Origin of the sequence: Bradyrhizobium sp. LHD-71 (assembly GCF_031157255.1) — a bacterium.
GTDB lineage: Bacteria > Pseudomonadota > Alphaproteobacteria > Rhizobiales > Xanthobacteraceae > P52-10.
The window spans coordinates 189,591-214,496 of record NZ_JAVIFX010000007.1; the positions used below are offsets into that span (position 1 = coordinate 189,591).

The following is a 24,906-nucleotide window of genomic DNA, read 5'->3' on the forward strand; positions in this document are numbered from 1 at the left end:
ATCGTCGCCCGTCAGAGGATAACGCGCCATTAGCCGGCAGCGTGACCGCGCTGCAGCTCCGATGAAAGCAGGCGCGGCCGACTGCGTCCGAAAGGGCACCCGGCTCTCGGCCCCGGGGAGGCTATTCATGAAGGTCACACGCCGAACTTTACTGGGCACTCTTGCCGCCAGCCTCTGCGCAGGTTCATCGTTGCGGGCATTCGCGCAGGACGATTGGCCTTCGCATCTCGTGCGGCTTGTCTCGCCCTACGCCGCCGGCGGAGCAAGCGACATCTCGCTGCGGATCCTCGCCGAGCAGTTGGGGCGCGGTCTTGCTCAGCAGTTCATCGTCGAGAACAAGCCGGGTGCGGGGACGCGCGTCGCCACCGAATTCGCAGCGCGCGCCGCGCCGGACGGATACACGTTCCTCTATGCGGCCGCGCCGTACGCGACGGCCGAAGCCCTGTTCGGGAAATTGAATTACGATCGCAAGGACCTGCAGCCGGTGGCAATGGCCGTCGTTGCGCCGCTATTTTTGATCGTCAACGCGCAGGCCAGCTTCAAGACCGTTCAAGAGCTGATTGCCTACGGTAAATCACGGCCCGACGGCCTCACCTTCGCCTCTCCCGGTGCTGGTTCTCAGCCTCACCTCGCAGCCGAACTATTGTTTAGAGGCGCAGGAGTCAAAGGCCTCAACGTCCCCTTCCGCGGCGATGCTCCGGCTTATACCGAACTGCTCGCCGGGCGCGTCGATGCGACCCTGACCGCAATCAGCACAGCCTTGCCGCACATCGAGAGCGGCAAGTTGCGCGTGCTCGGCGTGGCCTCTGCCAATCGGAGCCCGATCTATCCGCAGGCTCAAACCTTGCGGGAGCAAGGCCTGCCCAGCGTGATCGCCTCCGGCTGGTATGGTTTTATGGCTCCGGCTGCGACGCCCCGAACGATCGTCGATCGGCTGCAGACGGAGATCAATCGCGCGACTGCCGATCCCGAGGTCAAACGGAAGCTGCTCGTCCAGGGTCTGGAAGCGCGCGGCAGCACAGCCGCCGAGTTCGGCAAGTTCATCGACGACGAGACGCGCAAGTGGAGCGAATTGATCCGTGAGGCGAGCCTCAAAGGCGAATAGCAATCGAAACTATTTCTTCTTCATCGATTCGAATTCGTGCCAATCGAGCGCGACCACAGTGGCCCGTCCGGAGGGATGATCTTGCAATGCGGGTGACCTCGAACTAGTTGCGAAGAAGAGGGTGTGGCGAACTAGCGACTTTATATGGCTCCCTCGGCAGGAGGGATCATGAATCTCGTGCCTGAAATCAGAGAGCTGACGACACCTCAGCGAAAAGTCGTGGTGGCAAGCTTTCTCGGCTGGACCCTCGACGCCTTCGATTTCTTCATCCTTGTGTTCGTTCTCAACGACATCGCCCAGGAGTTCGGAACGGACGTCAAGTCGGTTACGGTCGCGATCCTGCTGACTCTCGCGATGCGGCCGGTCGGAGCACTGCTCTTCGGGCTCGCGGCCGATCGCTTCGGACGACGCCCCACCTTGATGGCCAATGTGCTTCTCTATTCGGTGCTTGAGTTCGCATCAGGGTTCGCCCCGTCGCTCACTGCACTTCTCGTGCTGCGCGCTCTCTATGGCGTGGCCATGGGTGGCGAGTGGGGCGTTGGCGCCTCGCTCACCATGGAAACCGTCCCGGAAAAGGCACGGGGAATAGTCTCGGGCATCCTGCAGGCCGGTTACCCGACCGGGTATCTTCTCGCTTCGATCGTTTTCTTTGTGCTCTATCCGTATATCGGCTGGCGCGGAATGTTCATGGTCGGGGCCCTGCCCGCATTGCTCGTCTTTTACATTCGCCGGCATATCGAGGAATCACCCGCGTTCGTGGCGCGGCAGCAAGCGGTCGTTCGTACCGGCATCGTCGATGCGATTCGCGGCAATGTCGGCCTGTTCGTATGGGCGGTCGTCCTCATGACGGCCTTCAACTTCTTCAGCCATGGCACCCAGGATATCTACCCGACCTTCCTTGAGACGCAGCGCGGATTGTCGAGCCATACGGTCGGCGCGATCGCTATCGTCTACAACATCGGAGCGATCATCGGCGGTCTGACGTTCGGTGCGCTCTCGCAACGCATTGGACGACGGCGAGCAATCGTGATGGCGGCACTCCTCGCCCTGCCCGCCATTCCCCTGTGGGCTTATGCCAGTAGTCCGGTCTGGCTCGCGATCGGCGCCTTCATCATGCAGTTCGCGGTTCAGGGCGCCTGGGGTGTCGTGCCGGTTCATCTCAACGAGCTTTCGCCTGACGCGGTACGCGGAACCTTTCCGGGCTTTGCGTATCAACTCGGGAATCTTCTTGCCTCCGCAAATGCGACCATGCAGGCAGGCATCGCCGCAAATTACGGCAGCGATTACGCCTTGGCGCTTGCCGTTGTTGCGGGCATTTTCGCGGTCGCGGTCGCCTTGCTGGCCGGCTTTGGCGCGGAAGCAAAAGGCGTCCGATTCGGAAGCGGACGAAGTTGAGGTGGCTCAAATCGTCAGACGCGCTGGATTGTGACTATCCTTTGCGGCTCGTTGCCGGCGGTCGTCGCCGGTGCTGCGCTTTCGCTGCCTTGATCGCGCCGCTTTGCACGCGAAGACCGTCGACGAACACATCCACCAACCGAAGAACCGTCGGCTGCCAGCCAGGCTGGTCGTGCATGTAGCACATGCCAACAAGCGCCCGCAGAAGGTCTTCAGGACGAATGTCGGCGCGAACTTCGCCCGCAGCGACCGCCCGCTCCAGCAAGGCGCCAACCGCTTTCGTCAACCTGTCGAATGTGTACGCGTGAAGCTCCGACGAACCATACGCCGCAAGCGCCAGCGCGGTCGCCATTCCCTTTTTTGTGGCAACGAACTCGACGTTCGATCTGAGCCAGCTGCGCAAGGCGTCAACCGGTTCAGCCTCGCTCTTCAGCCGCTCAGCGAGGTCGCTTAGCTGCTCGACCTCGCGCCGATAGACAGCCTCGAACAACGCCTCTCGCGTCGGAAAGTGGCGGTAAAGCGTACCGATTCCGACACCAGCCCGCTTTGCCACCGCTTCGAGGCTCGCGTCGGCACCTCCGGCGCTGAACACGGCTTTTGCGGCTTCCAGAACGCGCTCGCGGTTGCGAACCGCGTCGGTGCGGGGCCGTCGAGCCGTTGCGGCGGGCCGATCCGTCGTTCGCATTCTTTTGATCGTCCCTCTCTTGAAAACGGAGGATGCCTCCGTATAATAACCGACATACGATCCTAAAGCACGTGGCGTCGCGGACCAAAACCGTCACCACGGAGCGCCACACATACAACGCAAGCGTTGACTTCGCGACGCCATGGCTGCGCTCGCCCCGCCGTGACCGTCGCACTCCATCCCTAGCCCCTGAGTATCTGCATGAGCTTTTCGATTAGCCTCATCGTCAACGGCTCGCCATGCGATGTCGAGCTTGATGATCCCCGCGTCACGCTGCTCGATCTCCTGCGCGAGCGGCTCCAGCTGACTGGAACCAAGAAAGGATGCGACCGCGGTCAATGCGGCGCATGTACCGTGATCGTTGACGGCCGGCGTATCAATTCGTGCCTGGCTCTCGCGGTCAGCCACGACGGCGCTGACCTCCTCACCATCGAGGGTGTTGCAACCGGTGATCGGCTGCATCCCGTGCAGGCGGCCTTCATCACGCACGATGGTCTCCAATGTGGTTTCTGCACGCCGGGGCAGATCATGAGCGCGATCGGCTTGATCCAGGAAGGACATGCCGCTGACGATCCGGAACGCGTCCGGGAGGGCATGAGTGGAAACCTCTGCCGCTGCGGCGCTTATGCCGGAATCACAGAGGCGGTGCTCGATGCAACCGCAGCGATGGCTTTGACCGACCGGAGGCGCTCCGCATGAAAACGTTCGACTATGTGAGGCCTTCGACAGTTGTCGACGCCATCGCCGCAGCGGCGGCGCCCGGAGCGGCCTATCTTGCCGCCGGCACCAACCTGCTCGACTTGATGAAAGGTGGCGTTGTCAGTCCGAAGCGACTGGTTGACGTCACACGTCTGCCCGGACTTGATCGCATCGAGCGGCTGCCTGATGGCGGCACGCGAATCGGCGCACTGGTTCGCAATGCAGATCTCGCGCACGATTCGGAGTTCGCCAAGAGCTATCCGGCGGTTGCCGAAGCACTGCTGTCGGGCGCATCGGCACAGCTGCGTAACGCGGCGACGGTCGGCGGCAACCTTATGCAACGAACGCGCTGCAGCTATTTCTACGACGCTGCAAGCGCCTGCAACAAGCGCTCGCCGGGCGCGGGCTGTGATGCGCGTGAGGGCGAGAACCGGCTCCATGCCGTGCTTGGCTGGAGCGACGCTTGCATCGCGACCCATCCGTCCGACTTCTGCGTGCCGCTCGTTGCGCTTGACGCCGTGGTCGAGATCGAGGGACGTGACGGCGGTCGTGAGATACCTGTCCAGTTTTTTCACCGGCTACCGGGAGATGCGCCAGAGCGCGACAGCGTCCTTGAACCTGGTGAGTTGATTGTCGCAGTGCGGTTGCCCGGCGAGGCCCGCACGTTCGCAGCCCATGCGCGTTACCTAAAGCTGCGAGAACGCACGTCGTATGCCTTTGCGGTGGTCTCGGCAGCCGCATGCCTTAAGATCGAGCAGGGTATCATCAAAGACGCGCGGCTCGCGCTTGGCGGAGTCGCCGCCAAACCCTGGCGTGCCCGCGAAGCGGAAGACGCCTTGATTGGCGCACATCCCGATGCGGCCGCCTATCGCTGGGCCGCGGAAGCAGCGCTTGCCGGTGCCAAGCCGTCCGGCAACAACGCGTTCAAGATTGAGCTTGCGCAGCGGATTATCATCCGCGCCCTGACACTCGCCGCGACCGGAACGCCTGCGCGCATTCCCGCCCTGCCCGCTTCCCCTTTCTCCTCTGCCGCAGGAATACCGCATAATGTCTGATATCAGATTGACCGAGGCTTCTTCCCACATGCGGCACGGCTCAAACATCGGTCAACCGCTGACGCGTCGCGACGGCATTCTGAAAGTCACGGGACAGGCCCGCTACGCCGCCGACAATCATGTGCCGGGAATGCTGCATGCGGTTCTCGCCGTCAGCAGCGTTGCTCGCGGCCGGGTGACCTTCCTCGACGTGGAGGCGGCGAAGCGCCATCCGGGCGTCGTCGATGTCATGACACCTGTTCACAAGCCGCGGCTTGCTGAAGACCCGGACGCGAAGACGCACCCGTTCATGTTCCGCCTCGAGCTCCTGCAGGACGACACGGTCCGTTATGCCAATCAGGCGATCGCAGTGGTGATCGCCGAGACCTTGGAGTCGGCGACGGAGGGTGCTGCGCTTCTGGCGCCTCGATATGAGACGCAGCCTGCGCGGGTCGGCCTCGACGGTGACAAGAGCTTCGCGCCGCCGGCTGTCGGTGTCGGCAATCCCGCAGAGGTGCGGCACGGTGATGTGAATTCCGCACTCACAGACGCATCAATGCGTATCGAAGCGACCTATGAGACACCAGCTCAGTATCACAATGCCATGGAGCCGCATGCGATCGTAGCCGCGTGGGACGGCGATACGCTATCGATCGACACGCCGAGCCAGGGCCTGGCCATGGCGCAAGCGCGAATTGCCGGACTGTTCGGAATCCCGCCGAGCAATATCCACATCCGCAGCCCCTTTCTCGGCGGCGGATTCGGCTCCAAGGGCCTCATTTCCGGCCCGCAGATTCTCGGCATCATGGCCGCGCGCCTGGTCGGCAAACCAGTCAAGCTCACGCTGCGTCGCGAGCAGATGTACGGCCCGGTCGGCCATCGCGCGCCTACGCGTCAGACCCTGCGGGTCGGCATGGACGGTGACGGCCGCCTGACGGCGATCGACCATCACGCCAGGACTGCAAGCAGCAGCTTCGACGATTTCTTCGAACCTGCGGCAGACGCCTCGCATACGCTTTACGCGAGCCCTGCCATTGCCACGTCGCACGAGGTGGTCCGCCTGGATACCGGAACGCCGCTCTTCATGCGCGCGCCTGGAGAGGCGCCCGGATCGATCGCCCTCGAAAGCGCGATCGACGAGGCGGCATGGATGTGCGGCATGGATCCGCTCGCTTTCCGCCTAAAGAACTACGCTGACGTCGAGCCGATCACCGGCAAGCCATTTTCGTCGAAGGCGCTGCGTGAGTGCTACGCCCAAGGTGCCGAGCGGTTCGGCTGGGCGCGCCGTCCGCTCAAGCCTCGTCAGCTGCGTGACGAGGCAGGCTTCCTGGTTGGCTGGGGCGTTGGCACGGCGACCTTTCCCGCGCTGATGTTTGCTGCCGATGCCCGCGCGGTCATCCGCGCCGATGGCTCTGGACTGGTCGAGTCCGGCGCCCATGACATGGGTCAAGGCGCATGGACAGCACTGGCGCAGATAGCGGCGGACGGACTGGGACTTGATCTCGCGCAGGTGGAGTTCAGGGCGGGCACATCCGACCTGCCGGACGCAGGAATCGCCGGCGGCTCCGCGCACACGGCCACCGCCGGCATGGCGATCCATAACGCCGGAGCAGCCGTCACGGCCAAGCTTGCGGACCTCGCGATGAGCGATGAACGCTCGCCGCTTTTCGGTGCAGGCAACACCGGCGTGATCGCGCGCGACGGCCGGCTGTATCGCCGCGACGACGAGAGCTGGAGCGAGGATTATGCCGACATCCTGACGCGTGCGGGCCTTGCAGAGATCGAAGCACGCGGCAAGGGCGGCATGGATCCCGCCGCACAATCCATCTACGCCATGCATGCGCACGGTGCGGTGTTCGCCGAAGTCAAGGTCGACCCGGACCTCGGCCAGGTGCGCGTGTCGCGCATGGTCGGCGCGTTTGCCGCAGGCCGCATCATCAATCCTCGCCTGGCCCGCAGCCAGCTGTTCGGCGGGATGATTTGGGGCATCTCATTTGCGTTGCATGAGGAAGCAGTGATGGATCCACGCTCGGGCCGGCTGTTAAACGCCAACCTTGCCGAGTATCACGTGCCCGTAAATGCCGACGTGCCATCGCTCGATGTCCTGACGGTCGAGGAACATGATCCTTATGTGAATGCGCTCGGCATCAAGGGCGTCGGCGAGATCGGTGTAACCGGCTCGGCTGGCGCCATTGCAAACGCGGTCTGGCACGCGACAGGATTTCGCGTACGCCGGTTTCCCATCAGGATCGGTGATCTTGTGGTGCCTGCGTCGGATTGAATCCAGCTGGGTCACTGCGCGTCGAACGACATCGGCAGCAGTATCGTAAGCTTGTCCGGCAAATCCGCCGGAATCGCTGGAAGCGGTTGCGCTCGGCGAATGGTTTCGGTTGCAGCCTGGTCCAGCAGAACATGGCCCGAGCTGGTTCGCACCCAGGTTTCGATCACCGTCCCGTCCCGACGCATCGCGAACAAGACTTGGACAACGCCGCGCACCCCATCTGCCTGCCCGCCATTGGGATGGCGCTTGTAGCGTGCGATGTGGCTAAGCAGCTGCCGGCGGAAGGCAGACGCAGACCCGCTCGGCATGGCGCTGACACGCGCCGTCGCGCTGCGAGCTGGCGCTGACTCGGCCGGCACCGTTGTTGGAGCGACAGAGGCCATCGTCGTCGTCTCTTCAGGGATCGAACGCTCCGGTGCTGCAACCAACGGCTCGGGCCGCCCCGTGCTGATCGCGATATCCGGACGCGTCACCACAAGAGGCGCGGGTTCGCGGGCCGGCTCCTGGACCAGCCGGACTTCGACCAACGGACCTTCCGCGTGCCGCTGCGAACCCGGCGGCACGTGATGAAGCCAATATACGCCGGCGGACAGCATGATCGGCACGAGAATGGCAATTCCGACCAACCAACGCACATCCAAATGAGCAGCCGGGGCGGAATGACGCGTCAACGCGGACGCGCGATCAAGCTCCTGTTGATGACGTCCATCGTCGTGTGAATGAGGCACGGCGTTGGGGCCTACAAGGATCGCACGACGATCATGACACGAACGGGTTGCGGCGTGCGTGCAGGCGCGGACTGCCGAATGACTAAACCTTGCAGCACTTCGGAAACAGCAGAGTCGCGCCCGATGTCACCCGTCGAGCGAAATATCTCCGCCTTGCGGATCGTGCGCGCCTGATCGACCCAAAGGTCAACGCCAACCCTGTACGTGCCCGAGCCCGTCTTTGCCGCCCTGCGAAGCGCCTGCTGCACATCCTGCTGAATCGCACCGACGTAGTCCGTCAAGGCGTTGCGATCCGGCCCATTCCGAGACGCGTTCACGTGCAAGGTATCGAGCGCCAGATCAGCCTCACCGAGCAATGTCTCGGGCGGGTCATTGGCGCTCGCCATGAGCGGATTGACCAGGACGACCGAATCCGCGCGCGCATAGCGAGGCACGAGGTTGTTGTCCCCTAGCAAAACGTTGAGTGCCGCCTCTCTGGTGAACTCGCCCTGCACCGCGGAGGATCGTAAGCCGATTTCCACGCCGCTTTCGTACAGGACATGCACGCCGCTGACGGCGCTGTAGGCTTGCAGGGCCGTGACAAGCGGCTGCGCGGGAATGCTGAACATCAGCTTCGGGCTGAGCGGCGTCTTATCCTCGTTGGCGAACGCCGCAAAACCAATCGCCATCGCAAGCAAGGCCAAGCCAACCACACCCCGCTCTCGGATGCACCGTCTGGCCGCCGCAAAAAGGGCGCGCCGCTTGCTGGGACACGGCATCCCGACGGCGCCCCCGTTGTTGCGGCACATCACGACTCAATACTTCACTTGTTGACCGGATTGACCTGGCTCATTCCCTCGATCCGCCTCGTCATCCCGCGGGCGGTCGAGCAACGAAGGGCAATCCCTACTCTGACTTTATGACAGTTTCTTCAAGGCCGAGAGGGGGTGTGAGTCGAGGCCTCGACAGGCACATGGCTGTGGTGCGCGGGACACAGCAGCGGATCCGCCGCACCGTCCGCGCTCGCGCAACGCGTGTATGTCGTCGATATTACCGTCGGCCGACCGGCGAGCTGTATGTCGGCAGCGACGGGCGATACGGGATAACGGACACGCCGAAATTCCGTCCGTACTGCTGTTGGACGGCGGGCATATTGACGACGCCGACGCGAATATCCTGTGACCGCGCATCGACAGGGGGGATGTTCATGCTCGGATTGACGCGGTCAACCTGACGCCTGAGCTTTTGATTGAGGCAGTTGAAGGCACGGCTCGATCCGATCTCGACTTCTACGCAAGTTTCCGAAGCAATTGAGACTGGCGCGCCGCCGCCAATCAGAATTTCCGGCGAGGCGGCCGGTCGCTCTTGGGCGACACTCGGCGCGACAGAGCCGAGGACTGCAATGGCAACAAGAAAAGGAATACGCATGTGCATCTCCAGAGCGTCCGTGCGACGACACTGACAGGCTTATCATTCGCAGTGATGTGTTGCTTGCATTGGCCTAACGCAATCCCAAGAAGGTTGAGATTTCGCTGAAATGACAATTTTATGACGAAGTTTTCGCATCGAGCCGCGCGATCGTGAATCACTTCTTGCGATTGAGAGAGAAGCGCAGATTAATCGGCTGAAGCATTTCCGGCGGAGGCGCTTCACCAACATTGCCGCGGGTCAGAACTGTGCGAAGATCCTCCGTGGCGCCGGCATCCGCAAAGGCAGCAAATGCTACCCGCCCTACCGTGCCGTCCGGATTCACCCAGGCCCGTACGGTCAAAGTCGATGGTGGCCCATCGGATGTGCCGGCGTGCGCCTTCAGATAAACGCGAAATCGTGCGGCAATAGGATCATCACTTCCGACCCATTCCTCGAAGCGGTACTGCAACAGCTTGGCGAACTGAAGCCAGGACGGCGGTGCCTTGCCCGGTTCGCGGAAGTCGAGCGTTTGAGCCGATGCCGGACCGACGGCAAGGGCGCAAAGCAGAATCCCGACCATGGCCGGCACGGCAACGCCGGGAGAGATGGACGAAAGCCTGAAGGTCATGAACCCGCTCCGAAAGCTTCGGCGCAATCTCCAGGATCAGTTTTGCAGACACATGACAGTTGCCGAGATCGAGGCCGCGCGATGCGCGCGCGAAGCCGACCCGGCCAGCTGCGGACGATCGTCCTGCACGATCCGCACGCCGGAGGCCGTCAGGAATGACGTTGTTTCGGCAACTCCCACCGCCAGAACGCGATTGGGCAAGGCACGACGGCTGATCACGCCTTGCACGAGGCCGTTTCGATCGAGCACCGGCGCACCGCTCGCGCCGAAGGTGACAGAGGATTCAATCGCCAGATGACCGCTTTCGCTACCGCCCGAGGACGTCGTAACGCGGGCATTGGCAAGGACACCTCCCCCCACGCGCAATCCCGGCAGCGTGTCATAGGCGCCGGCAAAGACCATATCGTTCGGGCTGGCGACGACACTGCGCGGAAAGACCGCAGCGAGTCCAAGCGTTTTCGGCGCCTTAAGCAGAGCGAGGTCATGGCGCGACGACTGCGCCACGACGCTCGCCAGAACGCGATGTCCTTCCTTCACGACGACGACTCGCGCGCAATTTTCCACCGCATGGCGCGCGGTGAGCATATGACCTGCGCCGTCGACGAAGAAGGCTGTGCTCTTGAGCTGGCGCTGAACCGGCGCCTGAGGCGGCAGGGCCAACGGCTTTGAACTCTCCAACGATCGCGACGTCTGGGGCAGCGGAAATTGAGATCGCGCATCTCCCGGCTGCAACACGACCACGCCGAAAACCGCGATCGCCGCGCAGATACCGGCACGCTGCCGCGGTGACCGGACCGAGGCCGCTCTCATGACTTCAATCGATAGTTCGCCAAGCGTTCGGACCCGCAGAGCCGTGCGCACACGAGACCGCCTGACGCCGTCGACGGCCTCGTGCTGCGCGTTCGTCATCTTGCAGTTTGTGTCCGCTTCTCCGCGGCGAGCGCCGCGACCTGATCATCGCTCAGCATGCCTACACCAAGAATTTGATAGGGGCTATTGCCATCGTAGCTTTGCCGATCGCCCGGCCCACTTCGACGATTATCGTTGTTTTCTTCGCCGTCCTGCGCGCCTCCGAATCCGAGCACCTCGACGATGATGATCGAGGCCTGGTCCTTGTCGCCGGCCTGAGCCGGAGCCACGGTTTGCTGCGCGGCTCCAGCGGTGTTGCTGGCCGCGGTCAAGGCGGCCGTATTGTTGGGCGTGGTGGGCACGCCGAGCGACGTACCGCTCACCTGGATGTTGTCGGCATTGCGGACGAATTGTGCGGCGATCGTGAGATTACCTGAGACGCGAATGCCAGCATCACCTGCGTCGACGGTGCCATGCGGCGCCATCAGGACGACGTCACCTTCCTCGACGCCTGCCAAGGTCTGCAGCGTGCCGATTCCACTGCCGGTGGCCTCGCCCGACAGTTCGGTGCGATAGCTGCCGGTCTGCGAGTCGTAGATCAGGCGTGGCGGCGGCGCGCTGAGGGCGGTCTTTGCGCCCTTGCCGGCATCGATATCCCCGTCGGATGACCACATGACGATATCGCCACCCCCTAGAGTGAAAACACGGCTCTGGTTCACCAGCACCGAACCCGCGCTGAAAACGTTGATGGCGCCATCCTTCATCGTGATGAGGCCGAGTTCACCCGGACCACGCCGCTTGCGCATGCCACTGGTCTCGCTGCCGGCGATGTCGGCCGTCACAATGGCGAGACCGGCATTGATCTTGCCACCGGGCACCAGGATATCGATTCCACCGCCGCCCATCGTTTTGATCTGGCTGTAGAACATGTCGAGATCACCCGCGTAGCCCTTCGCCGGGAACAGGGTCGCGATGGCCTCGTAACCGGTGTTGTAGTTGTCGTATGTGGGACTGCGCTCTAGCTTGGCTTGCTCGCCCGTTGTCCTGAGCTCGCGGAAGAACACCCGCCGGACGAACCCCGCGCGCTCCGTCGTCGAGAGTGTCTGGAACAGCTCCCATGCCTCGTTGTCGGTAAGGTCGCGGCGGCCGAAGCGTTCAGCCATGAATGCGACGAGGTCAGGCGTGTAATTGCGCGAGACAGCGCCCGCATGCGCCGGATTCAGATATTTGTCGGCAAAGGCATCATAGGCCACGTTGCTCGCGAGGCCGGTTATGACCGTGATGTCGGCGCCCTGTGCTTCCGGCATGTGCGGGTTGCGGCGGTTGCCGACCGAATAGATGCCGTCGCTGGCGGACAGCTTGATGTTGCGGCCGGCAAGCACCTCCAGCCGGCCGGGACCTCCGATCTGGATGGAGTTTCCGGTCTGCGCGTTTTGCCGGTAATAGCCGAACACGATGTCGCGCCCGGCCTCGATCGTCGTGACGTCATCCGCCTCGAGATTCTGGCCGAGAAACAGGATGTTCTCGATGTCCAGGCCCGCACGAATGATGGTCGGCTTCGGCGTGATGATGTGCACGCCGGCGACACTTTGCTTGTTCACCGGCTCGCCGCCGAGAATGCTGCCTTCGAGCGCATAGATGCGCACAGGTTCGAGATCGTCCTTGCGGTAGAGCGAGGCCGCGTGAATGCGGCTCGTGTCGAGCCCCAGTGAGTTTCCATTACCTGCCGTGACAATAACGCCATCGCTGAGCCGGTCGAGCAGATCGTTGTAGAGCTGGTCGCCGGGATTGAAGATGCCCGGCATCAGCGCCGGATCGGCATCCGAAACGATGATGTAGTTGCCTCGCGCCGGGAGCCCATCATTGGCAGTGAGGTCGATCGAGTTCGCAGCCAGAAGGGTGAGATTGCCGTTAGCAGCCGGAAACAGCACCAGCCGGCCGGAAGCGGTCGGGGCGCGCCCCACCGCGATGTCTCCCTGCAACGCCGTGGCCTTCACGTGCGGCGGATAGAATGTGGGTGAGGGAAAAACGGTGCTGTTGTACTGGCTGATCGCCCCGAACTCCGTCATGACTGCCTTGAGCTCATCTGTTGTCATGGACGACAGCGTGACCGTGCCGCCGGTCGATTGGACGTCGAGCCGACTGTCCGGCGCGTAGGTCGAGAAGAATGCACCGTTCACGACATCCGGCTCGGTGTAGGTATTTTGCACGCCGGCCATCGTCGGGTTGTACATCGCCCCGATGTCGACGTTTCCGGCCGCGGTGACGGCGAAGCTGCCGCGACCAAGCGCCAGGATGGTGCTGACGCGAGTGATCTGAATGGATCCCGTCGCCGTTGACTTGGCTTGCGCATTCACATTGCCGATAGAGCCACCGACGTCGACTTCGCCATGCCCGTTCGCCACGTAGAAAAAGTTGCCGTCGGCGTTGCCGCCAGCGCGGACGGTGAGATCGCCACCGCCGAACGTCTCGAGCATCGCACCGTTCATTACGCGACCGCTGTCGGAGACGACGGCGCTGAGCCGGCTGATGTCGCCGCCGGCATCAATCGACACGTCGCCGCCACCGAGGGTGCCGATGCCCCAATTGAACTTGCTGACGTCCGGCCCCCAGGCGGTGAGCGGGTTGCCCGCTGCATCGTAGCCGCCCTGACGCAACAGCCAGTCATAGAGAGAACCGCGCCCCACTGTCAGGAGCCTGCAATCGGTTCCGCTGCAAAGCGCGCTGGAAGGCGTCGGTCCCAGCAGCGTAGAGAGCGACGGCCCCAGGACATCCCTGCCGACAGCCAGGGAGAGATCGCCTCCGCCTTGCGCAAAATTGATGGTGCCCGTGCCGGCCGTCGGTGACGCCACGACGGACGTCACATCAAGCACTCCGGAGAGACTCCCCGCGGTGTAGATCTGGCCTTCCCGCCCGAGGCTGGTGGATTTGTACGTAATCTGCGCCTTTGCCTGACCGTAGGTCCACCAAGTGGCGTTCTTCTTGATGTCACCCGTGTAGAACTGGCCGGTGGCCGGATTGATCAGATAGTTGATATCGACTGTCGTCCCGTAATCGGCTGTCGTCCAGCCGCCTCCAGCGCGCACAAGGTGAACTCTTTGTGTCCCGGGTACGGCGGCAAAGCCAAACAGACGCAGATCGAGCGTACCATTGGGCAGGAAGCCATCCATAATGTCGCCAATAGCCGGCATCTGCATGGTCTGGAGTGCAGGATTGTAAACGGTGGACGTCGCACTGCTGAACGTGCCGAGAACCAACGTAGCCGAGAGCGCTCCACCATCGGCGAACTTCCAGCCCACATAAAGCGGGTTGAGCGTGCCGTCAGCGCGGAAAGCGTCGAGAAAATGCACGGTCTGCGACGGATCGACGGGGTTGAAGATAATGTCTACACCAGTCCCACTGCGATAGCCCGCGTAAGCGGTGTTGAGCTTGCCATCGAGCCGGAACGCGGTGAGAAGACTCGTAGGTCCGGTCTGAATTGGGTTGGCAGGGTTGTAGATCAGCGGATTCAGCGGGAGGACTTTCCAACGGGCGTACGCCGGAAGGATCTTTCCGTCAGGACCGACGATGTCCTCGAGATCAAGCATCTCCGAGGGGTTGTCCTGGTTGTAATAGACTTTGCCGCTCTTACGATCGAAGCTCAGATCGCGGCCAGCCGCGATATCAATGTCGCCGGTGCCGGTGCGGACGAGTGCGTCGGCTTTTACCGTAAGGTCGCCCTTACCGGCGGCCTGCAGCGCCGATATCGGTTGCACGGTCATGACGTCGGCCGCCGACAGATCAGCACCGGAGACGAGCCGATAAGACCACGACCGACCAGTCAGCAAGCTTGCCCCCAGTGTCGCATTGCTGAAACCGTCGCTGAGAGACTTCTCGAAGTTGAGATTGCCGGCGGAGCGAAGCGTGAGATAGCCGGGACCACCGCCCGGCCGCAGCGTGTGTAGGTCCCAGTCGGCGACGAGAGTCATGTCGCTCGATGACGCAAGCTCGATGCCGGCCGCGAGATCGAAACTGCCAACGCGATCAGGCGCCTGCAGCATGAAGACGGTGGCGGCACTCGAAACGTTTGCGATCACGCTCTCATCGATAGTCGAGACGCCGCTATAGACCCAGAAGGCTTCAGCTTCAGCGCTGGTGGCGCCGATCACCGTGCTGTCGAGGCGGCGCGCCTTGATGCCGCCCGCTGTCTCACCGGTGCGCGAAGCGCGAACGTGCACCCTGCCGCCGGCAGCGCCGCTGACATCGAGCGTCGAGCCCGCTGCAAGGTCGAGAGAACCCGCCGACGTTTCGAGATCGATGCTGCCGCCCTTGCCGACGGTGCCGCGCGCCGAGAGGCTCACCCCCGTTTCGACAACGAGGTCGCCATGCGCGACGAGTCGGATGCTGCCGCCTTTCTCGCCATCGACATTCAGGACCGTTCCTGTCGAGACGATGATCTTCCCGGCGTCGGCAACCACCTTGAGGTCATCCACCTGGGTCGTGCCTGCGAGCACGACGTCGCCGCTGCGAAGCTGAAAGTGGCGTTTCGTGAAGAAGCCGCCGGCATTGAGCTGCGCCGACAGCGCCGCGAAATCCGGAATACTACCGGCGTCGAGATCGAACGAGCCCTGCAGCGCGCTGGCGGTCGCCTGGCCACGGACGTCGCCCGCGAGCGTGAAGGCGCCGCGCGGCACCTCCACGGCGAGCGTGCCGGCATTGCCTCCGCCGGGCGCCGACATGTCGACGACGGCAGCCTGCGCGATGGTCGCGCTGCCGTTCGCCGCGACAAGCTCCACCCGACCGGCGGACGCATATTCGACCACGTCGAAGAACTCTTTCCGCTGCGCCCTGACGTCGATCATCGAACCCGCCGTCAGCAGCACACCGTCGGCCGCGCCAGGCCCCATCGCCTCCAGCCGCACCGTGCCGGCAGGCATCACGATCGTGCCGCGGTGGATGACCCGCGCCGCCGACAAGGTGAGCTCGCCGCCAAAGGACGTCAGGCGGTCGAGGTCCGCCGGCGCCGCGCTCGCTGCCGTCTCGAGCCTGCCGATCGCAATCACCGCCTGGACTGCGCCACCGGCTGCCGTTATCCGCGGCGCTGTCAGCACGAGATCGGCGGCATTTGCCGCCGTGCCGGCTGTGAGCCCGCCAGCTCCCGCAAATACGATCTCGCGTTCGGCGACCAGTCGCGCCTCGCCGAAGCCACGCATGGCGCTCTGCCCCGCGTCGACCGTCAACGTGCCGGCAGCCAGTGTAAGAGCGCCTGCGTTGGCGACATCGTCTCCGACCGCGAGCCCGCCGCCGCTGTTGCGCAGCGTAAGACGGTTGGCCGTCACGCGCACGTCGCCGGAGCTGCGCTGCAGCAGCGCAGCTCCGTCGAGAGTCAGTTTGTCGAGATCGAGGCCGCCAATGCTGACTGGCCCCCAGAAGTCGATGGTGCCATAGCTGCGGAGCGTCAAGTCGCGAACACTGGCGAGATTCGCGAGCGTGGCCGGCGACAAGACCAGACCACCTGTCCCGACCGGCGTCGCACCGAAGTTGACGCGGCTCGATGCTGCGACCAGCGCCTTTGCCTTCAGGATCGCGCCTGAAGATACGACGGTATCACCGGTTGCGTCGAGGAGGAGCTCATTGTCCGACGCGATTCGCGCGCCCTCCTGGATATCGAGGGTACCACCGGTCACACCGCCCGCAGACGCAATGTCATAACGCGCTACATTGGCATTTTCGGCGGTGGTGGCGATAAGGAGCGCACCCATGCCGGTTCCGCCCGGCGTGGTTGCATTCTTGTTGCCGATGATCAGCGTGCCGTTGCCATCGCCCGAAACGGCGCCGCGCGCTCGGATCACGCTTCCATTCTCGACCACAACCGCACCAGGCGCACCGCCGGCGGCGAGCATGATCTCAGGGCCAACGAGAGCCGCGGCCTCGTCGTTCGAGACGAGCACCTTCGCCGAGACTGGCGTAATCATCATGCCAGCTTCGGTCTGGCTGCGCACGCCACCCACCAGCAGGCTCTCAGCGCCGAGCCTCGACAACGCGTCGCCGTGCAAGGTCAGAACATAACCGGAAACAGGCCCTTCACCTGCTCCGACGATCGCGATCGATGCCGCCGCGATATCGAGCAAACCGCCACGTCCGCCTCCTCCGGCGGCGAATTTCATGGCGCCGTCGAGGATCAAAGCCTGCGTGGCCTTGAGAACGACCTGACCGGCATCGGCAGCGAGGCGCGGGACGCTGCGGTCGTTGTCGCGCGCATACTGCCCGAAGAAGGCGCTTCCCGTATACTCGTCATACTCGGAGTAGGTACGGGCAACCTCACCCGACATCACGCGGAATACCGACGTCTGCGAGTCCTGCATGGATGTTCCGGCTGTGCCGAACTTGCCTGTGACGAGATACGACCCGTCCCGCTGTTTGGCCGAGAGATTCGGAGCAGCATTGACATTGGCGGCGGCCATCGTGACGCGATAGGCACCGGGCATCAGCGCGTAGTGCCCCGGCAGCAATGTGTACCACCCGGCGGACAGTCCGGGCACGCCCGCAACGTAGACGCTGTCGCCGACCCGCAGTCCGGTATTGTCTTCGGCGTAGACGTCGCGTGGCGCCGGACCGCTGTAGCCGGGCACGACCGCATAGACCGGCGCGCCAGGTTTCGACGCGAGGATGTCGCGCGAACCGCCTGTACTCGGGACCCAGTCGAACGCCACCGCATCGCCGCCGCCTGTCACGTCGATCGCGGACCCTGCCTGCAGCTCGACATCGCGGCCTGAGATGCTGACCCTCTTCTCCGGCGGTGTGACCAGATCGTACAGGGTCGAGCTGCTCTCCGCGAGGTCGCCGAAATACCAGGTGTTGCCGTTGCGCACCCGGCCCATGGGAATGAGGTTTCCTTCCGCCGACACGGAGGTCAGGCTGCCCGGCGCCAGCGTCACCGAACCGGTCTCGCCAGCATCGAGCGCGATGGCTCCGAGTGGCGCGCGCACCGTGCCCGCCTGGACGATCATAGGCGCCGACACGGTCAAGCTGCCGCCGGCCGAAAGCGGCATCGGCGATGGCAGGCCGTTCGATCGGAATGTCACCGATGTCGTACTCTTGAGCGTGAAAGCGCTCATGGTCGTCGGATAGACCTGGGCGGCGATCAGCTCGAGATCGCCCGCAATGGTCAGCGTCCCCGTGACGTTCGGATCCTGTCCTTGTTTCTCCTCGCTCCACGTCGATCCCGGCAGACCAACGAGCCGCAGGTCGCCCGTGCTGGCGAAGGACGCCCGGCCGACGTTCCGCAACGCGATATTGCCGACAATGTCGACGATGTTTCCGGACACCTCGAGCTGACCTGCACCTGCGGTCGGCGCGAGCGTGAACGACGTATTGGTCAGCGCGTAGCTATCGCCGATCGAGACGTGCGGGGCGTTGATGCGCACCAGCACGTCTGTCCCATTCGTAGCGATCCTGAGCATCGGTGCGTCGATGACGACGCTGCGCCCAGCCGTCAGCGTGGCGCCACCTTCGAACACAAGCGTATCAACGTAACCGTTCAAAATGCGGGAGTTCAGGGAATCGAGCGTGACGCTATCGAAGCCGGCAGCGCGTACTCTGTCGCTGGCAACATGCGTCTCACCATAATAGAGGTATACTCTCGGATCGTCGGGATAGTTGGCCGGCGGCGTCTTCGATGGATCACGCTCGCTGACGAGAAGCGAGCCCATGGTGTCACCCGGCTCGAGCCCGTCGGGCATGGCCGGCCCCGATGCGCCGACGACGATACGGGGATTGAGGTCCATGCTCTGATCCCGGAGGGCAGAGTTCGGATTGTTCGGATTGGTCCGCACCTTCACAATAGTCTTGCTGATATCGAGCGAGGAGATCAGCAGGGCTCCGGCATGCGCCGTTTCACCGCCCGCGAAGGCGCGCATATCGCCGTCGAGATAACCGCCGCGGTTGCTCTTGAACGTGATGGTGCCGCCATCGCTCTCAATCTTGCTTGGCTGGTATCCCCCTTTCATGCCTGCGGCGTGCCGAGGTAGATCGAGCACATCCTTCGCACCGGAAACGTTGATGAGCGAGCCAGCCTCGGTCACGATTGCTCCGCGCAGGCCGTCATCGAATGTCACGCTGCCGCCGTCCAGAACCTGGCCGATACGCCGCCCATAGGGATCGAACTGCAGCACGGTCGTGCCGCTGGCATCCAGCACGCCCGACGCCATGAGCCAGATCGCCTGGCTGGTATCCGCGACGCCGGCCTCGATGTCACCGCCCCTTGCAATGCCAAGGGTGATGTCGCCGCCGTGCGCCTCGACGGTACCGCTGACCGTCAGCAGGCGGCCGGCCTCGAGGGCAATCGTGGCGCCGGGGTCGACGCGTAGAACCGCGCCCTCGGCGACATTCAGCGTCCCGGCGAGATTGACGAAACCGCCATCGAGGGTCGGACCTGCGCGGCCTGTGGACGACAGGGCCAAGTCCACCGGTTGCCGGCGACTGACCGGCTGCTGCCAATCCCAGGTGATGATCGACGCGAGCGGCGTTCCACTCGGCCGCTTGAGATAGTCAGCGGCAGGGATGGCCACGGCGCGAGCGGCCTCGACCACCGTGCCTGGCGCCACCAGTAGGCTGTCGTAGCCGTTGAGCTCGTATCGGCCGAAACCGCGTCGGAAGAAGGCAGGATCGAGCAGCAACGTGTCTGCACGCGTCGTACCACCGATCTGAATGCGGGGCACCGTCAGCGAAAGCGTGCCGCCGTCGCCCAGGGCATCGCCTGTCACCGTTCCGTCGAGTCTCAATTCAGCAGCCTCGAACGTGATCGAACCGCCATCGCCTGCGTTAAACTTTCCGCTCATGGCGACGTGACCGCCGCCGGACGCATCGAGAGCGCTTCCCTTCGTGAGCGTCACGATGCCGACATCCGTGGGCTCGACCCGGCTGATCTGATTGTTGGAATTTGTTTCAGCGACCTTCACGGCGCGGCCTGGCGTCAACAGCGAGATCGAGCCGCCATCGATCGTCAGCATGGACATGGCGCTGCCGTCGAGCCGGTCGTTGATCCATCTGCCGCTGACGTCCAGCACGGCGCCTGCACCGATCGTGATGTCGCGCGCCGTCTCGAAGAACGGCCCCGTGGGCTGCTGCACCGACACGCTGGTCAGCTCGATCGTGCCGCCATGGACCGTGATCCGCCCATCTACTTTTAGCGACTCGGCGTAGAGCTTCACGCTTCCGCGGTCCGGCAAAGCGAGATCGGCATCCTGCGCAACCTCGATCTCGCCGTTGCCGTAGACCTCGACATTCCCGAAACCGCCGTCCGCCAGCAGTTCGGTAGAGAGCGTCAGCGGCGCCACGAGGAGCGGCGGATCATCGAGCTTGAGCTCGGGCCCGGGTGCAATCGACCGGGAGGTGATCAGGACATCGCCGAGCGGATATTGCGTCTCTTTGTTGTTATCCGAGACGTACCCGATCGCCAGCGTGCCGCTGAGCGATGCGTCGTTGCGCTGACGCTCGCCGCGGGTCGCTTCGGCGGCGATATGACCGTCGAGCACCATCTGGCGCCTCGCCGCCAGTTCGATCGTTCCTGCAGGGCGGCCTTGCGTATAGCCGGGGTCGTAACGACGACCGGACATCAACGTTGACGTCCAGGTTTCGCTCACGCCCCAGCGCGCATTGTCGCGCGTGAACTGACCGGCAACGCCGATGTAGGTCTCCGAGGGATGGGCGTCGGCAATGTCGACGATCCGCCCGGTCGAGGTGACCAACCGCGTGGTGCGGATTTCACCCGGCAAGTATTTGATCGTCCCACCTGATGCCGTTACCGACGAGCCGGCGCTGATGGCGAGATCGCCAACCGATCTGAGCGAGATTGATCCGGCCGCCGTCGACAGCTCGCCAATTCCTCGACGGATCAATCCAATGTAACCCGACGCATCAGCAAGCTGCGTGCCGTACCATTTGCCCGGCTCGGCGGCGAACCACCCAACACCCTTCATCAAGTCGTCGCTGAACGTGCCGCTCCTGCTCGCGTCGACGACGATCTTCTTTCCGTAAAGGAAGGAGTTTCGCTGCAGCGGAGAGTCGCGCAGCTCGTTTCCACGCAGCTCCACCTCCACCATATTGCGTTCGATAGGAATCTCGATGTCGGTCAGGCCTGACACATCGATGGCGCTGCCGGCCTCCGCGAGAATGCGTGCCTGACTGTCCTCCGCCCCCCGACCGTCACTCGTATACTGCGCCTGAAAGCTCACATTCCCGCTTGGGGCGGCGATCAGGGAGTCGCTCCGCAGATGGATTTTCCAGCCCGCAACATCGACCGTGGATTTGTCGATCAGGGACATCGCTGCAACGGTGCTGGCATCGTCGAGCGCAGGCAAGGCCGCTGTGACGCTGCCTTCGCCAAACGTAACGAGGCCGCTGCGCTCGTACATGCTGCCGTTATCGTAAGTGAAACGGTCGCGCGCATGCAGCGTGATCGAGCCGTTCATCGTCACGGCTGTTGTCGTTCGCAGGATGCCGTTCTGTGCGATATCCAGGGCGACCATCGTGATGTTTCCGCGGTCGGCCATGATCAGGCCGTCATTGACTGCGCCGCCGCCGCCTCTGTAAATCGTGTCGGTGCCGCTCTTGGTGTCCCTGAAGTATTTTCTGATTTCGAACTCGAAACCGCGCAGGTTCGTCTCTGCGCTCGCGCGCAGGGCGACGTTGTCGCCGGCGACCAGTGCCACCTGACCACCAGGCGCACTGATGGTCCCACTGTTGCGCACGTTCGGGGCAAACAGCATCACGTTGCCGCCGTCCGCCTGAATGGCCGTGCCTGCCTGCACCGTGACGTCGCCGGCAACCACGTTCAGCGAAGCGGCAAACACGGGCGCCGTCGTGACCGGGTCCCAGGTCGTCGTCGCAATTTCCGCAAGGAAACGCGCATTTGAAATATCAAGGGAGGAGGCAACCAGCGCGCCCACGTTCACCTGGCTCGAACCACCGAAGATGATACCGTTCTGGTTGATGACGTAGATTTGTCCGTCGGCCTTGATCGTTCCCAAAATGCGGCTCGGCGCCGCCGAAGGATCCAGCACGCGATTGAGCGCGACCCAGCTGCGGCTGCGTTGCTGGAATGTGAGATCGGTTCTTTCGCTGAGATTGAAGGTCTGCCAGGTGAGAATGGCCTTGTTCTGCGTCTGCTCGACCGCGACCTTCGTGCGATCCCCATCGGAGAATTGCGTCGGCAGATTGGCGCCTTGCCATATCTCTGAGCCAGGCTTCGCGCCCGGTGCGACCTGCAGGCCGCCCGGCACAAGCCCATGTGGAATCCCGCTCGGCGTCGCAGCGAGCGCTGCTCGCGCTGCATCGCGGGCTGCCTGCTGGGTCGCCTGCATAGCCTGGATCGCAAGCGTCGCCCGCTTAAGCGAATTTTGTGCCTCTCGCGCTGTGCGTGCCGCCTCCCGTGCGCCCGATTGCGCCGCTGCAACTGCAGCGGCCGAGGGTGCAGGCGTCCACCCGCCAAGCGGACGCGCATTCGCGTTCGGGGTCATTGTCAACAGCGCCACCGCGCTCACGGTAGCAAGCAAGCCGTCACGCCGGAAAGACCACGGACGCGAGCGGACTTGGCGAAGGACCAGCGGATCGGACATGATGGGCGCCTCAGAGACACTGGAGCGCCGCTGACTGGCGATCCTCAGCAGGAGGATGATTGACGGGGACAACGACCGAACAGTTCTTCAGCTAAAATATCGAAGGCAGAGTCCATTTTTCGAGCCGACGCCCGTCGCTCACCTCTCACGTGAGAACGATGATGCCTCCCGGCATTGTTCGGGCTTTCGCTCCAAAGATGCGCACGAGTTGAACGACAACCTTGTCGGTCTCGGTGGTGCGCAATCGAGCTGTCAGCAGACGCTGGCCGATTGCATCGTTCATCAGCACGATGCGGCGGGATCGATAGCGATTGATCTCTTCAATCACCTGGCTGACCGGCGTGTAATCAAAGATCAGCAGACCATGTCGCCAAGCTGTCACAATATCGGGGTCGGCGGTGGTCACGGCACCGATGCCCCGGTCCGCGTACCTCACCTGCTGACTTGCACGGAGCGATATGGCAGCGTCATTTCGCTGCACCGCCAGCTCCCCGCCAAGGCATGTGATCGAAACGCGCGCTCCTTCGCATCGAACATTGAACTCCGCGCGATCCGTGACGATGCGTCCGCCTGCGGCCAGGAGAATCAATTCCGGCGAGCCGGAATCCGTGGAGACCACGGCCTCTCCTGCGATCAATTCGAGTTGCGTGGCATCCTTCGTTTGCGAGCGGATAATAAGACTGGTCTTGGTATTGAGGTTCAGCGAGGCAGTCGCTGGAAGCCTCACCTGCCGTTGCTCTCCCGCGCCTGTGCGAAGATCTGCCGTCAATTCTGAGAAGGACGGCCAAAGATCAAGCGGCGGACGTGCGATCCCATAGACGGCGGAGGCGGCGATCGCAGCTCCCAGGAACGTGCGACGGCCGAATGACGGCGAAGCGAGCACGGGGCCAGCGATACTCCGACCGGCCTTCTTCGTTCTTGCGAATTCGTCGGCCCGTCCGGCAGCAACCTGACCGAGCCCGTTCCAGACGCGACGGGCCTCGGCATAGGCGTCAGCATGCTCCTTGCTCCGACCATGCCAGATCTTCATCGCGGCCAATTCGGCCGGTTTCATTTCACCGCGCAGAGATCTGACGACCCAGTCATAGGCCTCATCCCGAATCGTGTCTCGATCGGCGCGCGTCCCATCAATTACCGGGGCGGCCGGCGCGCGCGTGGGCTCAGGCGAGCTTCGATCAGTCATCGCAGCCTTCATGCGAGGGAACAGCTCTCACCTGTTCCTGGGATGATTGAGCCACCCGTGGACCGAACCGCCGTATCACTTCGCGATCGAGCTTCGATCCGCATTGCATCAAGGCAATCTTCAGCTCCTTTTCGACCTGCCGCTGCGACAGGCCCAATTCCGTTGCGATATCGCACAACCGTTCGCCCGCCAGACGGGACGCGAAGACGATGTAGCGTCGCCGCGGAGTGAGGTCTTCGAATGCCTGCTGCAGCGCCGCGATCGCCTCGCGCCCTTCGAGAACCTGCAGCGGATCCGGAGCGTTATCGACGAGACCGACGGCGGCGTCGAGGTCAGAAAGACTTGTCCACCGCCGGCCGCGGCGAAAGCCCATTCTTGCGATGTTGGTGGCGATTGTCAGCAGATAGTGCTTGGGACTGGTGACCGGGCCGATGCCCGTGGGACGCTGCAGGTGCAGATAGGTTTCTTGCAGCACGTCGCCCGCCAGATCTTCCGATCCCAGGCGGCGTGCAAGCAGCCGCTTAAGCTCGTCATATTGGCCGATGAGCAATTGGCGCAACGTCGTCGCGTTCGCGAGTTCATTCATGAACGGACGCCCGAGCTGGATTCGAGCTGGCGGCGCAGTCGGCTGCGAGGACCGTATTTTGCGGCAGGATCATGAGCGTGACGGGCTGCGGCATGTTCAGCGGTGGAGGCGCTGCGATAACAAAATTGCGCAGGGCCGATGCATAGGACCGGTCCCGCTCCTCAGATCCGGTCGAAGAGACAAGCTCGGTGCGGACCACGAGCCCGGATGGAGCGATCCAAAGCCGAACGAGGAGTTCTGCCGGATGGGTTTGCATACCGGAGGTCCGGCAGAACATTCCGCGCAGGCTTGACTGAATCAGCGCGAAATATGGGACGAAGGTTTCGGACTTGCTTTTGATAGCCTTGAGAGCTGCGCGGCCCGCCTGTTTTGGCTGCGGCAAGATCGTCGCGGTACCTGCAGCAAAAGACTCAGAATGAAGTCCACTTCCTCCCAGCAAGATGTTCAGCGCCAGGTCGGGCGGATATGCGCCACGAACCTCCTTGGACCGAAGACCGGCGATCACACTGCTCTCATAAAAGAGTTCGATTCCAGCAATCGTCCCATAGCTCTTCAGAGCCGACATCAGCGGTTGCGCAGGGACATCAAACTCAATGGACTTATTGGCGTACGGTGCGGGCTGAGCCGAGAGCGCGCACGGGAAAAGCATGACGACAAAGACGATGCTGAGAAACGGCGCACGGCGGCGGCGCCCACGCGACACCCACAAGCGCTCCGGCGCGTCATATCTCAATCGCTGGTCCATCC

The 24,906-nt window shown here is 63.2% G+C and carries 15 protein-coding genes; 5 read left to right on the plus strand and 10 right to left on the minus strand.

The annotated features are described in order from the left end of the window. Positions 1-127: 127 nt before the first annotated feature. Entirely contained in the window at positions 128-1,105 is a 978-nt protein-coding gene (locus RCO31_RS10130) for a tripartite tricarboxylate transporter substrate binding protein (protein WP_308968196.1), read from the plus strand. A 168-nt stretch (positions 1,106-1,273) separates the two neighbouring features. After that, entirely contained in the window at positions 1,274-2,500 is a 1,227-nt protein-coding gene (locus tag RCO31_RS10135; protein WP_308968197.1) for an MFS transporter, read from the plus strand. Positions 2,501-2,534: 34 nt separating this feature from the next. Here RCO31_RS10135 and RCO31_RS10140 read toward each other — a convergent pair whose 3' ends face one another. After that, positions 2,535-3,185, minus strand: a complete 651-nt coding sequence (locus RCO31_RS10140) for a TetR/AcrR family transcriptional regulator (protein ID WP_308968198.1) — start codon at positions 3,183-3,185, stop codon at positions 2,535-2,537. A 201-nt stretch (positions 3,186-3,386) separates the two neighbouring features. Between RCO31_RS10140 and RCO31_RS10145 the strand changes: the two genes are divergently transcribed. The 3 genes from RCO31_RS10145 to RCO31_RS10155 are packed head-to-tail and all read left to right on the plus strand — an operon-like array spanning position 3,387 to position 7,199. Then, on the plus strand, positions 3,387-3,884 hold the full coding sequence (locus tag RCO31_RS10145; protein ID WP_308968199.1) for a 2Fe-2S iron-sulfur cluster-binding protein: 498 nt from the start codon (positions 3,387-3,389) through the stop codon (positions 3,882-3,884). Beyond that, the gene (locus RCO31_RS10150; RefSeq protein ID WP_308968200.1) at positions 3,881-4,939 is read left to right on the plus strand and encodes a xanthine dehydrogenase family protein subunit M; all 1,059 of its coding nucleotides are present in this window, start codon (positions 3,881-3,883) and stop codon (positions 4,937-4,939) included. Before RCO31_RS10145 ends, RCO31_RS10150 begins: the two co-directional genes overlap by 4 nt. Continuing rightward, entirely contained in the window at positions 4,932-7,199 is a 2,268-nt protein-coding gene (locus RCO31_RS10155) for a xanthine dehydrogenase family protein molybdopterin-binding subunit (RefSeq protein WP_308968201.1), read from the plus strand. Before RCO31_RS10150 ends, RCO31_RS10155 begins: the two co-directional genes overlap by 8 nt. A gap of 11 nt (positions 7,200-7,210) precedes the next feature. Here the strand turns inward: RCO31_RS10155 and RCO31_RS10160 are convergent, their stop codons facing one another. From RCO31_RS10160 to RCO31_RS10200, 9 genes are all read right to left on the minus strand, one after another. Next, the gene (locus RCO31_RS10160) at positions 7,211-7,825 is read right to left on the minus strand and encodes an energy transducer TonB (protein ID WP_308968202.1); all 615 of its coding nucleotides are present in this window, start codon (positions 7,823-7,825) and stop codon (positions 7,211-7,213) included. Positions 7,826-7,938: 113 nt separating this feature from the next. After that, positions 7,939-8,619: an STN domain-containing protein gene (locus RCO31_RS10165; protein WP_308968203.1), complete on the minus strand. Its 681-nt coding sequence runs from the start codon at positions 8,617-8,619 to the stop codon at positions 7,939-7,941. Positions 8,620-8,956: 337 nt separating this feature from the next. Then, positions 8,957-9,340, minus strand: coding sequence for a hypothetical protein (locus tag RCO31_RS10170; RefSeq protein ID WP_308968204.1), 384 nt, complete (start codon positions 9,338-9,340; stop codon positions 8,957-8,959). Positions 9,341-9,491: 151 nt separating this feature from the next. Beyond that, on the minus strand, positions 9,492-9,944 hold the full coding sequence (locus RCO31_RS10175; protein ID WP_308968205.1) for a hypothetical protein: 453 nt from the start codon (positions 9,942-9,944) through the stop codon (positions 9,492-9,494). Positions 9,945-9,980: 36 nt separating this feature from the next. Further along, positions 9,981-10,604: a serine protease gene (locus tag RCO31_RS10180; protein ID WP_308968206.1), complete on the minus strand. Its 624-nt coding sequence runs from the start codon at positions 10,602-10,604 to the stop codon at positions 9,981-9,983. A 245-nt stretch (positions 10,605-10,849) separates the two neighbouring features. Beyond that, complete coding sequence (locus RCO31_RS10185; protein WP_308968207.1) at positions 10,850-22,390, minus strand: filamentous haemagglutinin family protein; 11,541 nt, start codon at positions 22,388-22,390, stop codon at positions 10,850-10,852. Positions 22,391-22,535: 145 nt separating this feature from the next. Then, positions 22,536-23,573, minus strand: coding sequence for a FecR domain-containing protein (locus RCO31_RS10190; RefSeq protein WP_308968208.1), 1,038 nt, complete (start codon positions 23,571-23,573; stop codon positions 22,536-22,538). Then, positions 23,566-24,159 (minus strand): sigma-70 family RNA polymerase sigma factor, encoded by a 594-nt coding sequence (locus RCO31_RS10195; protein WP_308968209.1) that lies wholly within the window; start codon positions 24,157-24,159, stop codon positions 23,566-23,568. Before RCO31_RS10195 ends, RCO31_RS10190 begins: the two co-directional genes overlap by 8 nt. Further along, positions 24,152-24,904, minus strand: a complete 753-nt coding sequence (locus RCO31_RS10200; protein WP_308968210.1) for a TonB C-terminal domain-containing protein — start codon at positions 24,902-24,904, stop codon at positions 24,152-24,154. Before RCO31_RS10200 ends, RCO31_RS10195 begins: the two co-directional genes overlap by 8 nt. Positions 24,905-24,906: the final 2 nt, after the last annotated feature.